The organism is Alteromonas abrolhosensis, from assembly GCF_001953635.1.
GTDB lineage: Bacteria > Pseudomonadota > Gammaproteobacteria > Enterobacterales > Alteromonadaceae > Alteromonas > Alteromonas abrolhosensis.
In genome coordinates, this window is the sequence record NZ_MEJH01000003.1 from 315,517 (window position 1) to 329,747 (window position 14,231).

The 14,231-nt window shown below is 44.7% G+C and carries 13 protein-coding genes; 5 read left to right on the top strand and 8 right to left on the bottom strand.

The window, feature by feature from the left end:
• The first annotated feature begins 11 nt into the window (after positions 1 to 11).
• The gene (locus BGK61_RS03485) at positions 12 to 1,742 is read left to right on the top strand and encodes a sensor histidine kinase (protein WP_076011222.1); all 1,731 of its coding nucleotides are present in this window, start codon (positions 12 to 14) and stop codon (positions 1,740 to 1,742) included.
• Positions 1,743 to 1,878: 136 nt separating this feature from the next.
• Positions 1,879 to 2,790 (top strand): recombination-associated protein RdgC, encoded by a 912-nt coding sequence (rdgC, locus tag BGK61_RS03490; RefSeq protein ID WP_014997325.1) that lies wholly within the window; start codon positions 1,879 to 1,881, stop codon positions 2,788 to 2,790.
• 176 nt (positions 2,791 to 2,966) lie between these two features.
• Here rdgC and BGK61_RS03495 read toward each other — a convergent pair whose 3' ends face one another.
• On the bottom strand, positions 2,967 to 3,530 hold the full coding sequence (locus BGK61_RS03495; RefSeq protein WP_014997324.1) for a helix-turn-helix domain-containing protein: 564 nt from the start codon (positions 3,528 to 3,530) through the stop codon (positions 2,967 to 2,969).
• 185 nt (positions 3,531 to 3,715) lie between these two features.
• Between BGK61_RS03495 and BGK61_RS03500 the strand changes: the two genes are divergently transcribed.
• Positions 3,716 to 4,942, top strand: coding sequence for a benzoate/H(+) symporter BenE family transporter (locus BGK61_RS03500; RefSeq protein ID WP_076011223.1), 1,227 nt, complete (start codon positions 3,716 to 3,718; stop codon positions 4,940 to 4,942).
• Positions 4,943 to 5,068: 126 nt separating this feature from the next.
• Here BGK61_RS03500 and BGK61_RS03505 read toward each other — a convergent pair whose 3' ends face one another.
• Positions 5,069 to 5,905: an HDOD domain-containing protein gene (locus BGK61_RS03505; protein ID WP_014997322.1), complete on the bottom strand. Its 837-nt coding sequence runs from the start codon at positions 5,903 to 5,905 to the stop codon at positions 5,069 to 5,071.
• A gap of 447 nt (positions 5,906 to 6,352) precedes the next feature.
• Between BGK61_RS03505 and BGK61_RS03510 the strand changes: the two genes are divergently transcribed.
• A complete protein-coding gene (locus BGK61_RS03510) occupies positions 6,353 to 8,047 on the top strand; it encodes a dipeptidyl-peptidase 3 family protein (protein WP_014997321.1) in 1,695 nt (564 codons plus the stop codon).
• A gap of 82 nt (positions 8,048 to 8,129) precedes the next feature.
• Here BGK61_RS03510 and BGK61_RS03515 read toward each other — a convergent pair whose 3' ends face one another.
• From BGK61_RS03515 to folB, 4 genes are all read right to left on the bottom strand, one after another.
• Positions 8,130 to 8,501 carry a histidine triad nucleotide-binding protein gene (locus BGK61_RS03515; protein WP_076011224.1) on the bottom strand — a complete coding sequence of 124 codons (372 nt, stop codon included), beginning with the start codon at positions 8,499 to 8,501 and terminating at the stop codon, positions 8,130 to 8,132.
• A 150-nt stretch (positions 8,502 to 8,651) separates the two neighbouring features.
• Complete coding sequence (locus BGK61_RS03520; RefSeq protein ID WP_076011225.1) at positions 8,652 to 9,452, bottom strand: undecaprenyl-diphosphate phosphatase; 801 nt, start codon at positions 9,450 to 9,452, stop codon at positions 8,652 to 8,654.
• Positions 9,453 to 9,460: 8 nt separating this feature from the next.
• Positions 9,461 to 9,955 carry a 2-amino-4-hydroxy-6-hydroxymethyldihydropteridine diphosphokinase gene (gene folK, locus BGK61_RS03525; RefSeq protein ID WP_076011226.1) on the bottom strand — a complete coding sequence of 165 codons (495 nt, stop codon included), beginning with the start codon at positions 9,953 to 9,955 and terminating at the stop codon, positions 9,461 to 9,463.
• Positions 9,955 to 10,308 carry a dihydroneopterin aldolase gene (gene folB, locus BGK61_RS03530; protein ID WP_076011227.1) on the bottom strand — a complete coding sequence of 118 codons (354 nt, stop codon included), beginning with the start codon at positions 10,306 to 10,308 and terminating at the stop codon, positions 9,955 to 9,957. Before folB ends, folK begins: the two co-directional genes overlap by 1 nt.
• 291 nt (positions 10,309 to 10,599) lie before the next feature.
• On the opposite strand from folB, the gene plsY reads away from it, so the two are divergent.
• Positions 10,600 to 11,202, top strand: a complete 603-nt coding sequence (gene plsY / locus BGK61_RS03535; protein WP_014997316.1) for a glycerol-3-phosphate 1-O-acyltransferase PlsY — start codon at positions 10,600 to 10,602, stop codon at positions 11,200 to 11,202.
• Here plsY and BGK61_RS03540 read toward each other — a convergent pair.
• Positions 11,192 to 12,508 carry an alkaline phosphatase family protein gene (locus BGK61_RS03540; RefSeq protein ID WP_076011228.1) on the bottom strand — a complete coding sequence of 439 codons (1,317 nt, stop codon included), beginning with the start codon at positions 12,506 to 12,508 and terminating at the stop codon, positions 11,192 to 11,194. The two genes, plsY and BGK61_RS03540, sit on opposite strands and share 11 nt — an antisense overlap.
• Before the next feature lie 176 nt (positions 12,509 to 12,684).
• Positions 12,685 to 13,710 (bottom strand): tRNA (adenosine(37)-N6)-threonylcarbamoyltransferase complex transferase subunit TsaD, encoded by a 1,026-nt coding sequence (gene tsaD, locus BGK61_RS03545; protein ID WP_014997314.1) that lies wholly within the window; start codon positions 13,708 to 13,710, stop codon positions 12,685 to 12,687.
• Positions 13,711 to 14,231: the final 521 nt, after the last annotated feature.

Here is a 14,231-nt window from a genome sequence, read left to right on the forward strand (position 1 = left end):
TGTGTATATCGATGGCTGCGGTCAAGACAGGGTTATCAAGGAAACTTCTAGCCAGAGTGTTGTCAGTGTATTTTTCACTTACATTGCTCGTAACGGTAGGACAGATCTTTACAGAATACCTCAGTACCAAAAATCACGTTGAAGGCGAGCTTCAGACCTTAAAAAACACCTTTTCTTCTAGTCTGACCCGCGCGCTGTGGGAGCTTAACCACGACCAAGTCCGCGCCATCGCTGAAGGGTTAATGTCGCTTCCAATAGTTGAAGGGCTTCAAGTTCGTGGCGAAAACGGTAACTACATTGCCGAGTACGGCATCCGTGCTCAGCGCTCCCCTGCCCCGGTTGACCGTGAAATAATTGAAGATCATCCCGGCGGTGTTTTCAGCTACAGCTTTCCACTTGTATTTAAATTCTCAGGTCGCGAATCTACGGTTGGCGATGTTACCTTGTACTCTAGCTTCGATACTATTTTTAGTCGTATTGAAGTTGGCGTATTTTTTCTTATTGGTAATGCGTTAGTAAAAACTACCTTTCTGGTCTTCTTGTTCATGACCGCATTTCGCACCATGCTTTCTGAGCCGCTACAAACCATTACTGAGCAAATGGGTAATTTTGACCCTCAACATCCAGAGGAAAGTAAGCTCAGCATAAAGCTTGATGATGACAACGAGCTATTACAACTTAAAGAATCATACAACCACGTTATTGATGACCTTATTATTTCAAACAATAAGCTGAAAGACGCGCAGAACGAACTCACCCTAGCCAACAAGAAATTAGACGACCAAAACCTGATTTTAGAACAAGAAGTGGCAAAGAAAACGGCGTCTTTGTCTCAGATCATGCTCGACTTGGAGCAGCAAAAGGACGAGCTTGTTGCCCATCAACGAGAGCTTCGTCAGGAAAACGAAAACCGTCAGTATATAGAAGCAGAGCTACGCAAACGTAACCAAGAACTCGCCAGTTCAATGGACACGCTTCATCAAGCACAAGAACAATTAGTAGAATCAGAGCGTATGGCGTCGCTTGGCGGCCTTGTAGCCGGTATCGCGCACGACGTGAACACGCCATTAGGTGTGAGTGTTACCGCTGCCAGTTTTCTACAAGAGCGACTTAACAACTTAAAAACCGATTTTGAAGATAAAAGCCTAACCAGTAAAAACATGGCAAGTTTTATCGACGAAGCGGAACAAACCGCACTGTTACTTTTAAGTAACTTGGAGCGGGCATCTGACCTTATCGCCAGCTTTAAACAGGTGGCCGTTGACCAAACCAGCGAAACCGAACGCGAGTTTGTTTTAGGTGACTACATCAACGAAATCATTCAGTCGTTAAAACCAAGTTTTAAGCATACTGAACATCAAATAAACGTGTCCTGCCCAGATAACCTGGTTGTCACCTGTGCCCCTGGCGCTATTGCGCAAATTGTCACCAATATGGTTGTTAACTCAATCACACACGGGTTTGAAAACAAGACAGCGGGCACAATCACATTAGATGTGAAAGAAGCCGGTAATAACGTGGTGATCAATTATAAAGATGACGGCAGAGGCTTAAGCGAAGAAGAGCTTAGCAAGTTGTTTGATGCATTCTTTACTACTAAACGCGCGGAAGGTGGCAGCGGTTTAGGCACGCATATTATGTATAACCTGGTGACGCAGTCACTGCATGGCCATATCGAAGCCGACAGCACTTTAGGCAACGGTTTACACTACACCATTCGCTTTCCGAAAAAGAGTGCTTAAACCTTCTTGTCACTATCTATCTGAGGAGCGCGCAATAAGTGCGCTTTCTAGTATCTAACAACCTTTTATTCAATTGCACCGCTCGTCGTACATTGGTACGCTTGCGCCCTATTTTTATCAAGAGAATGCTTACACTATGTGGTTTAAAAATGTAAAAGCCTATCAAATTACTCAGCCGCTATCGCTAGATGAAGGCGATTTAGAGCGCGCCCTCAACGAGCATGCGTTCAGACCTTGCGGTAGCCAGGATTTGGCCACGATGGGGTTTGCTTCCCCTTTTTCCCAGGCGGGTAAGCAAGGCACCATGTTCCATGTTGTTCAACAGCGTTTTTGGATAACACTAAAGAAACAGGAAAAAATCTTGCCCGGCGCAGTGGTAAATGCCGAGCTAGACGAAATGGTAGCTAAAATTGAAATGGAAACGGGTTCACCCGTTGGCAAAAAAGCCAAAGCTGACCTTAAGCAAGAAATTCAAACTCGCTTGCTGCCTCAGGCTTTTACGAAAAACACTTACACTCACGGTTTTATCTCGCTTGCTGACAATTTGGTAGTGGTTGACGCATCATCTGATGGCAAAGCCGAAGCCTTTTTGGCTATGGTAAGAAAAGCCATAGGCTCGCTTCCAGTTGTACCGTTTACGCGTAGAAGCCTTCAAAGCGAACTTACACACTGGGTTACTGAATCAACCCCAGAAGGCGTAGGCTTACTTGAAGAAGCTGAGCTTAAATCTACCGATGACACGGGCAGCGTTATTCGCTGTAAAAACCAGCCGCTAGACAGTGAAGAAATTAGTATTCACTTAGATGCAGGTAAGCTGGTTCAAAAAGTTGCGTTCGAATATGCAGAAACGCTCACCGCTATCATTTGTGAAGACGGTGCCATCAAACGCATTAAGTTTACCGACCGTATTAAAGAAGAAACTGACGATGTGCCAAAAGATCAAGTAGAAGCGCGTCTTGATGCAGAGTTTGCGCTAATGTCAGCCGAAATTTGTACGCTGCTTAACTTCCTTCGTGGAGCGCTTAACCTTAACGACGATAGCTTATAAGCAAGCCGCAAGGAAAAACCTCCTCTATTTTGATACCTATGGCCTGTTGATTTTTGCTGTACAGCAAAGCTCAACAGGCCTTAGTTAGCCAAACGGTAATTGGCATTTCTGCAGTATTATTGAAATACACTTTTTAAGTTACCGACTTACGCTGTGGCAACCTTCTTTAAGCCGTCTCAGATAGGATAGTGAATCACTACAACAAAGCGCGTTTCTCCCACTTCGTCGCGATAACCGTGGGGCTGGTCTGCGCGCAATATACATTGCTCTTGCGCCTGATAGGTTTTCCACTGACCATCTTGCAAGACCCCTAACTTTCCTTGCAGTACGTGAATATGCTCGGTGACACCTATTTGGTGAGCCGAAGAGTGCTGTTCATGGAAGTCCGATAGGCATAGTTCAAACATTTCAAACTGGGTAACTGAGTTAAACGGGAACAGCGTTTTAATGGTTACGTTTGGGTCGTTAGCGAACTTGTTATCAGCGTCTTGAGACGAAGGTGCTGTTTCATCATCAGACAAGAAAGAAGAAAAAGAGCACTCAAGACCTGTGGCTATCTTCCACAGCGTCGCGATTGTAGGGCTAGACTCGCCTCGCTCTATTTGCCCAAGCATGGCTTTGGACACCCCTGTCAATTTGGCTGTTTTATCAAGTGAAAGACCCCTCCCTTTACGAACTGATTGCAGGTGTTGAGCAATGCTTTTTGAAATAGCAGAAGGCTGCGTATTCGCTTTTGTCATTTAATCAATGCCTTATTATTTTGTCGCAGAAGCTACTAACGCACTTGTACGTTATAACGCACAAATGGTAAGTTACCTTACGTGCGCTATAGCGCACAAATAATTAGAGTAGCACATTTGCAAAACGCTATAAGCGTGTTTTTGTTAGACGGGGTTCAAACGAATGTTTAAGCACGGGTATTTTCATGAGTAAATGGAAGGTTAGCCATATCAGCGCAGGGCTTACCGCCGTTACGGTAGGTTATAGCAGCTCTGTTGTCATCATCATTGATGTGGCGCGCAAAGCCGGCGCCAGCGACGACATGGTAGTAAGCTGGTTGTTAGCACTTGGGCTTGGTATGGGTATTACCTGTATTGTGTTCTCGTGGCTTTCTAAACTGCCCGTTGTTACCGCATGGTCTACGCCTGGAGCGGCTTTTTTGTTAACCAGTATTGGAGACTACGCTTTAAGCGAAGCCATTGGCGCATTTGTTTTATGTGCTTTGCTTTCTTTTGTAACCGCCCAAAGTCGTAGCTTGCTTCGTCAAATTAGTCGAATTCCACCAGCAATTTCATCTGCGCTTTTGGCCGGTATTCTTTTACCTATATGCCTTGCTATCTTTACTGATGTTAATGAAGCGCCACATTTAGTCGCGCTATTTATTGCAATATATTTAATAGGTAGTCGACTATTTCCTCGCTACCTTATGCTCTTATTACTGGTTGTGTCTGTAAGCATAAGTTTATTCATGAGCAGTTCAAATGACGTTTTTGCTTCATCCAGCCATGCATCGATGCTTTCAACTGAGACAGCATCAGGGGCGTCATCAGTATTTACCTCTATATTTACACTCCCCGCTCCCATTTGGGTAACCCCCAGCTTCTCGTTAAGCGCCGCCATTGGGTTAGCATTTCCCCTTTTTCTTATTACTACGCTTTCTCAAAACTTACCAGGCATAGCTATTCATCATGCTCATGGCTACACGCCTGACCACAAGCCAATTTTATCAGGCATTGCCATTGTACAAGCCTTATTAGCGCCGTTTGGTGGTTTCACCTTCAACCTGGCGGCAATCACAGCAGCATTGTGCATGGGCGAGCAGGCAGATAGCGAAAAGTCACAACGCTATAAAGCGGCCATCGCAGCAGGTGTGGCGTATTTATTCATGGGGTTATTAGCGTCTGTGGTCGTAGCATTATTTGTCAGCATGCCCAGTATTATCATTCACCTTCTTGCTGGGCTTGCTCTGCTAGCTACGCTGCAAGGAGCAGTGGTTCGTGCCATGGAAGTGGAGCACCATAGAGCCCCTGCACTGCTTACCATGTTGTGTACGGCATCAGGGTTTAGTTTATTTTCCATGACCTCAGCGGTGTGGGGGTTGGGATTAGGGTTATTACTACTTTACGTTCAAAAGAAGCCTGTTAGCGCGTAGCAGCATTTGTTTGCTTTGTGCTTTTTCATTGTTAGCTTTCCATTTTTCAGCTTTTCATAACGAAAAGGCCGGTACTGAAGTTATGCTTCAGTACCGGCCTTTGTAGCATTTTGTAGCTTAAAACACTTACAAGAAGATTTGCTTCGCTGCGTTTGCAAGCTCTTCAAACTCATCTGAATGAAGTTCGCCCATGTCTTCAACCACGCCACGCTGAATGGCTAAGTTTAATACTGCATCTTTTTGGCTATCTATCGCTCCTGAGACAGCAGCACCCACACGAACAAAGTCGATATAGGTCAACTCTTCAGGCATGTAGCTTAGGTCTTTCCAGTTCTTTGCTACGTTAACAAACGTATCGCCAAAGCCCCACTCCGTCATGATACTTGCGCCAATTTGACCCGCTAGTTTGTCGATAGCCACTTCTAGGAACGAAGGGTTGGCAAAGACTTCAGGGTGGCGCTCAGCTTCAGTTAATATTGGCAGTACACCAATGTTGTGAACCAGTGCCGCTAATGTCATGGTATCCATGCTCATTTCGCGCTTTTTGGTACGTGCGATATACAGCTGAAGTACAGCCATAGAATTAGCCACAATATTAACTGTGTTTGCCCACTCTTGTTGTAAATAGCGTGCAACTACATCGTTTTTAGAGACGAATAATTGCTCCATCGCGAGTGCAGTTGAGATGTTTTTAATTTGGCGTAGACCGATTCGTGTTACCGCTTGGCTGATAGAAGTAACTTTTACGCTACGTCCCATATAAGCACTGTTCGCAATTTTGATCATTCTTGCGCTAAGTGATGGGTCTTGACCAATCACATCACCCATCGCGTTTAAGTTAATATCGGGATCATCTGCCGCTTTGCGGACTTTCAATGCAATAGCAGGAAGCGTGGGGAGGACCAGTGTGTCATTATTTATTTTTTCAACCAATATGGTTGAAAGCGCGTTCTGTGTAGACATATTTCTACCCTTAGAAAGTTCCAAATAGCCTTGTGAAGGCGATAGGTTGCTTTACCAGTTAATCCTCTCAAGCATCAGCACGTCTGATGACAAAAGTAGATCGGATGTTTGTGCGTTGCATTCCATGCGTTAACTCACATAGGCCTCTATGTTTCACGCTAAAATACAAACCGTTATTGTTTTATTATGGTATTTCTATCACCATACTATAGTAGCTCTTTAGTTTCGACCAACTAAAAAGAAAGCGTTGGAACGAATCATTAATAACGGCAGAACCACCAGAGCTTTTATAAAGTATAGACAACTGGTAGCAAACCACTATTGATATTAAACAAATAATTTTCATACTTTTGTATTAAATCAAAAGCATAGCTATAGTGAACTACCTAATCACCGCCCCTAAATACTGTAGAACAATACGGTAAAACGACACGGTAAAAAGTCATTATGAAAAAAATAATTTCAACTTACTCTCCTATTGCTGCGGCAGTAGCGGGTTTATTCATGCTAACTGCATGCAGCAAAAGCGCCGATACAACACAAACTCAAACGGCAAAACCTGAAACTGCAGCGGAGCAAACCTTACTTGTTGATGAGTCTCGCTTGTCTATTTATCACGGTGTAGATCTTACCAGCGATTTGTCACACCTTAGTGACAATCAACATAAGATGCTTTCACTATTAATCGATGCGTCGAAAATCATGGATGACTTGTTTTGGAAGCAAGCGTTTTTCGATGATAAAGATGCGTTTCTTTCTTCTATTAGCGACGAAAAGGTTCGTCACTTTGCAGAAATAAACTATGGCCCTTGGGATCGCCTCAACGGCGACACGCCTTTTATCAGCGGCTATGACGATAAAGCGCTGGGTGCTGAGTTCTACCCTCACGATATGGAAAAAGAAGAGTTTGCCACCGCAGATTTTGCCGATAAACAAGGCCTCTATTCCATAGTTAAGCGCGATGAAGCTGGCAACCTTTATTCAGTACCTTACTCTGAAGCGTACAAGAGTGAGTTAATGAAAGCATCTGACCTACTTAAAAAAGCGTCTGAGCTTGCTGAAGATGAAAGCTTCAAACAATATTTGCAGCTGCGCTCTGAAGCCCTATTGTCGAACGATTACCTTGCTTCTGATATGGCGTGGATGGATATGAAGACCAACCCTGTAGAGTTGGTTATTGGTCCGATTGAAAGCTATGAAGACCAATTGTTTGGCTATCGTGCAGCGTTTGAAGCTTACGTTCTTATTAAAGATTTAGCGTGGAGTGAAAAGCTAGCTAAGTACGCGGCATTCTTGCCTGAATTACAGCAAGGCCTTCCTGTAGCCGATGCCTACAAAGCGGAAATGCCAGGGTCTGACGCAGACCTAAATGCCTATGATGTGGTTTACTACGCCGGTCACTCTAATGCAGGCAGCAAAACCATTGCGATTAACTTGCCAAATGACGAGCGTGTACAGCTAGAAAAAGGCACCCGCCGCCTTCAGCTTAAAAACGCGATGCGCGCTAAGTTCGATACTATTTTGGTGCCTATTGCGGATACGTTAATTGTACCAGAGCAACGTGAACACATTACGTTCGACGCCTTTTTCGCGAACACCATGTTTCATGAAGTGGCACACGGTTTAGGTATTAAGAACACCCTAGATGGTTCAGGGACCGTGCGCGGAGCACTTAAAGAGCATGCGTCAGCTCTTGAAGAAGGCAAAGCGGATATTCTAGGTTTGTACATGGTACAAAGTCTTCTTGAAAAAGGTGAAATTACTGAAGGTACACTAGAAGATTATTACGTTACCTTTATGGCTGGCATTTTCCGTTCTGTGCGTTTCGGCGCAAGCTCTGCACACGGAAAAGCGAACATGATCCGCTTTAATTTCTTTGCCCAGCAAGGCGCTTTCGAGAAAACAGAAGACGGCATGTACCGCGTAAATATGGAGAAGATGGGCGCTGCGGTAGAAGCACTTTCTGAACTAATCCTTACACTACAAGGTGACGGCGATTACGATGGCGTGGCGAAGCTAGTAGAAACTATGGGTGTAATTAAGCCTGATCTTGCTTCTGACTTAGCACGCCTGGAAGCGGCGAGCATTCCGGTTGATATTCACTTCAATCAGGGTAAGAAAGTGCTGGGACTTGCTGACTAAGTAAGCACTGGACTTATCAAATAAAAATGCCGCCCTGAGATAACTATCGAGGGCGGCATTTTTGTATCGCTAATTAAACGCGCTACTCTACATGCTGCTTCATGTTTTCGGTATATGGAGGCCAGCCTAACGGTTTACCCGCTAATACATGCAGATGAATGTGGTACACCGTTTGACCACCATACTCATTACAGTTCATTACGGTACGAAAGCCTTGGTCGGCAAACCCTTGCTCCTTTGCAATTTTTGCTGCAACAAGTGACAAGTGCCCCACCACCTCGCGGTCTTCTGCGGTAATATCATTTACCGTAGCAATTTGCTTTTTCGGGATAACCAGAAAGTGAGTCGGTGCCTGTGGATTTATATCTTTAAACGCCAGCGCCAATTCATCTTCGTACAAAATGTCCGCAGGAATTTCCTTGCTGATAATTTTATCAAATATTGTTTCTGCCATGTCTCACTTCCCTTCCAATGAGGTGTTTACCAATTACATTAGCGAGTTAAAAACTCACTAGCTAACCTAATCATAAGGTTAAAATTTGAGTATTTTCGTACTTTGTTAGGGCGCAATTTTAAACAACATTGTACGCGCTATTTTCTTTGCTTAGGCGAAAACAAACCACAGTAGCACTGCGCCCAAAGCCAAGCGATAGATAACGAAAGGCAGCATGCCGATACGCGATATCCAGCTTAGGAACAAATAAATACAAAGGTAGGCGCTTACGAATGAAAACGCCGCGCCATAAAGCAATGCATACCAGTCTACCGCTTCGTTGGCATTAAGCAGGTCTAGAGTGGCTAATAGCCCCGCACCTAAGATAACCGGAATAGACAGTAGAAAAGAAAAGCGCGCACACGCTTCGCGCTTCAGGCCTAACATCAAACCTGCAGTCATAGTAATGCCTGAGCGAGATGTGCCCGGGATAAGAGCCAATACTTGCGCTAACCCTATATAGATGGCTTGCTTAAGCGTCAGTCCTTCAAGCTCTTGTTCGCGTTTTGCAGTGGCATCGGCGTACCATAGTAGCAAGCCAAAAATAATGGTGGTGCCCGCTATTACTAGCGCCGTACGTGCGTTTTCTTCTATCCAACCTTTCATTAAAAAGCCAATAATAACGGCTGGTATAGTCGCCACGATAACGTACCAAGCAAGTTTGCTGTCGGTAGATTGCTGCTTGCTAAACCCTTGTGTTACCCATGCCACGGTCATTTGAGCTATTTCTTGACGAAAGTAGATCATAACTGCGAGCAGGCTTCCTACATGAACGGCAACGTCAAAGGCCAAGCCTTGACTTACCCACCCAAAAAGTTCTGCGGGTAACAACAAGTGTCCAGAGCTACTGATAGGAAGGAATTCAGTTACGCCCTGAATAATCGCTAAAATAATGATTTCGAAAAGTGTCATTCCTTTGCTTAACTCCAAGTAAAGTCAATTGGCCATAATTGCTGTTTCTGTTTATCAAAGTTTTGCCACATTTGGGCATAGGTTTCTTGCGTTTCAGGGTGAATGTCGTTGGGAACAAGTTCAGCTAACGGCCAAAGCACGAACGCGTTGTAGCAAATTTCTTCGCGAGGTAAAACCACGGGGGTGGAGGTTACCTTACTATCATAGGTAAGCAAATCGAGATCAAGGGTTCTGGCGCAGAATTTTTTGTCGGTATGCACCCTGCCGTTGTCTTTCTCTATCGCCTTTAATATCGCGCATACTTCTTCTACGCTTTTCGACGTCGTCGCACGTGCTGCCGCGTTATAAAACGGGCTGCCGTTGAAGCCCACCGCTTCGCTCTCGTAAACCGACGACACTGACACGTCAGAGAAATGCTGCTTCAGCGCGACTAAAGATTGCTTGGTGTAGTATTCGCGCTCAATGTTTGAGCCAATACTAATTAAAATCGTATGTTCAGACATTAATTGCGCTCTTTACGCATTTCAACGGCAACGGTTTGTGCATTTGGCAGGATGTTCGGTTTTACTATTTTCAGGGTTATCGAAGTAGCCGAAAAATTAGCAAGTACGGCATCCATTACTTTGCTACCGAAGGCTTCAAGCAGCTCAAATGTGCTTTCTTTGCCTACTTCTACAATACACTCTGCCACTTTTGCGTAGTCTACTGTGTCTGCAACATCGTCACTTTGCATCGCTGCGCGCAAATCGACCTCAAGTGTTACATCAAGAAGTAATTGGGTGGTTTTCACTCGCTCCCAATCATAAACACCAATCAGGGTATCTACTTCAAGCCCTGTTATATAAATTTTACCCATGGAATTTTTCATCTTGTACTGTTATTAACCAGTTCATAGGCATTTCTATCGGCCTTACTACTGGTCTTACTACTGCGCTTTCACCCACATATTGCTGGTAAACGGTGGTATATCGCGTTTGGATGGAGTAGCTTTACGCTTGTGTGGCACAACTATACCGTTGTATGACAACTTGGAGCAACCAAGGTTTAACAATTTAATGCGGTTAACGCTTGTTGAGCTTGCCCACTGGAAATTTGACCTAACAGAAGGCAATGCTTTTCAAACGTTTTTAATAATTAGAATGAAAAAATGATTTCGCTAACTCTTTTAATGATTGCTGTTGCCTACTTATTTGGCTCACTTTCAAGTGCTGTGGTTATTAGCCAATTGTTTGGGTTGCCTGACCCGAGAACCGCTGGTTCTAAAAACCCCGGCGCCACTAATGTTTATCGACTGGGCGGTCGTATTCCAGCGCTACTTGTGCTTGTCATGGATATATTAAAAGGCACTATTCCCGTGTACGGCAGTTACTTTTTGGGAATAGAGCCAATAATGCTTGGCGTGATCGCGATCTTTGCCTGCTTAGGTCATATCTTTCCGCTTTATTTCGGCTTTAAAGGCGGTAAAGCGGTCGCCACAGCCTTCGGCGCCATGCTCCCCATTGGGCTCGATTTAGCAGGCTTGCTTATTTTGAGTTGGGTAGCGGTAGTCTTTTTCACAGGTTACTCTTCATTGGGCGCGCTTATTGCGGTATCTCTTGCGCCGCTGTTCACATTTTTAATAAAGCCCTTATATACCATTCCCGTGGCAATGCTTTCTCTACTTATCATCTTACGTCACAAAGACAACATTACCCGCCTTTTAGCGGGCAACGAAAGTAAAATATGGGATAAAGGAAAAGTTAAAGAGTAAGTGCTTGTTCCAACACCTTTAATTTACCGTCTATCGGCGTGATTGGCGCAATGCCAAGTATTTTAGCCAGCGCAGGATAAACCTCTAAGTTGCTAAATACAGGTAAAGCGGTATTTGGTTTAAACGCAGGTCCCACCGCAACAAACGTCGCCCCCATATCAGGCAACGTATTTACGTAACCATGCCCGCCTTTGCTAATGTGCATGCTGTTAGCGTCTATAAAGCGTGCCGGCGGTGCAATTTCAAGAATGATATCGCCGGTTCTGTTGCCCAACTCCATATGTCGCTTTGCGCGCTGCTTATCGTTTAACACTATGTAGCGATTTGAAGCTATGCGGTTCAGGCGCTCAATTTCATTAGCAACGTGCTCATCAGACACGCCTTCTCTGGCGTACAGATGAACTTGCGCTCCTTCATTTTCAAAAATGAAATTTTCAGGAATAGACAAAGACTCAACCTCAATAAGCATGTTTTCGTCCACTGGCGTCATGCCGTGGTCTGACACCACCACCAGATTTACCGGCAAATCTAATGCATTGATTCGTTCGTACAGTTGGCCGATTAGCGCGTCGACTTTCGCAACCGCATCACTGGTTTTATCGGAGAAAGGTCCTTCATCATGTCCAACTGAATCGGTCAGCGAAAAATAACCCGCAATAAAGCGAGGGCGCGACACCTCAGGCAGTTTCAACCAAGTTATAATTTGGTCTACGCGCTGCTGGTAGTCTGAATATTTAGAGTAGTGGTAGAAATAGCTTGGTAAGGTACCTGAAATGCGTGAGTCAGACTCTGGCCAGAAGAAGGTCGCTGCCTTCATACCGTGATATTCCACTAAATTCCATAATGGTGTTGCCGTAATCCACGTGCTGTCCATACCGCCATAACCCAGTTTGTATTGCGCATAGCCTTCTTTAGTGGGGCGAGACTTATCAAAAAAGCGATTGTTTACAATACCGTGGTGTTTCGGCAATAACCCAGTGATAAGTGATATATGATTGGGAAAGGTATTCGACGGATAAACTGGGGTCATAGACGACGCCCTAACTCCTTGCTCTGCAATGGCACGAAGGTGTTTGGCGTTATGTAACTTAATATAATCGTGGCGAAATCCATCAAGAGAAATAAGCACGACATACTGTTCTTGCTGCTCTTGCTGCACCCCTGTAGCTGGTTGTTTTGCAGGTGCTTTGCTCGATGCCATTGCGTTGAATGCAGAGAGCGCGGCAAAGGTAAGGGAAATAAATAACAGCAACGTAGAGTATAGTGACGATGTCGTTTGGTTTATGCCGTCTGTTTTTAAGCGCATGCTTTCTTTATCCCTTACTTGATGTTCGCCTTAGTAAAACAAAAGGCAATGAAATGCGCTTTCATTGCCTCTTAATTATAGTTTGTCTGATTGGCTTGCTATGTTCAATTACCGCCCAGTGCTCCTAGTGATAACCGATATCGCCTTTACGACCTGCTGCTACAATCAACAGCGATTTAAATCGCTGACAAGGTATCAAGGGGCCAGCGCGGCTTCGCTTGCGACGACAGCGCCAAGGTTTCTCCGGCCTTCAAACGCTGCATACCCGCATAGGCAATCATAGCGCCATTGTCTGTACAATACGCTAAGCTCGGGTAAAACACCTCACCTTTTAGCTCTTTCATAAGGGCTTTCATCTCACTGCGCAGCATAGTATTCGCACTCACACCGCCAGCAATAACCAAGCGTTTCATGCCTGTCTGCTTTAATGCTCGCTTACATTTTATAATAAGCGTATCAACGACAGCTTCTTGGAACGCATACGCAATATTCGCTTTAATCTGCTCAGCATTTTCACCGGTTAGGTCAGCATCGCGAATAGTGTTCGCCGCAAAGGTCTTTAAACCACTGAAACTGAAATCTAGTCCTGGTCTGTCGGTCATCGGGCGAGGAAACTTATAGTGTCCCGCTTCTCCCTTTTCGGCCAATTTTGCTAAAAGAGGACCACCGGGATAATCAAGACCAAGTAGTTTGGCGGTTTTATCAAAGGCTTCACCAGCAGCGTCATCGATAGACTCACCAAGTACTTCATATTGACCAATGCCTTCTACCTTAACCAGCATTGAGTGGCCACCTGAAACCAATAAAGCAACGAAAGGAAATTCAGGAGCGTCGTCTTCAAGCATAGGCGCTAACAAATGTCCTTCCATATGATGAACACCCACCGCAGGCACATTCCACGCATAGGCCAATGAACGCCCTACCGACGACCCAACTAACAATGCCCCTACTAAACCTGGGCCTTGGGTAAAAGCAACACCGTCAATGTCTGACGGTTGTGTGTCGGCGTCTTCCATAGCCTTTTCAATTAAAGGAATGATCTTTCTCACGTGATCCCGTGAGGCAAGTTCAGGTACTACGCCACCATAGTCGGCGTGCAGCTTAACTTGGCTGTATAGCTCGTGCGACAGCAACCCCTTTTCATCGTCATAAATCGCGATGCCAGTTTCGTCACAAGATGTTTCTATTCCTAAAATACGCATGGGGAGTAACCCTTTTACTACTAACTTCAATGCCTAGTTTTTGGATTTGCTACAGTCTGCTTAATACAAAAGGTCTTCGTACCGTTGTTGCAAACCACATTGTTAACGCGAATACCAAAAACTGAGTAAATAATTCTGGCGATCTGGCGCGATCATCTTTATGATCCCGCCGCGATCATAATACTACCCTAGTCAGGATCATCCAATTTCACACTTTTGATCACAATCGTCTTTCAAAAGGAAATTGAGCAAGAAAACATTCTGAAAAGGGCGCTTACTACGAGCCGAGTTAAACAACCCGGTGCTTAACGAGCGCAGAGTTTACCTTTAATCCTGCATTCATGGAATGCCAGTGAACAGGTAAATGAACGGTAAATGCACAATATTGGCTATTTTTTGGCAATTCATCCTTTACTTTCTCTGTAGATATGATTAGAATTTCGCACCATTTTTAACCCGGGTGGCCTTTTTAGCGCACAATTTTACCCGGATTTACACAGTAAAAGTTTTGAGGTGAGTGT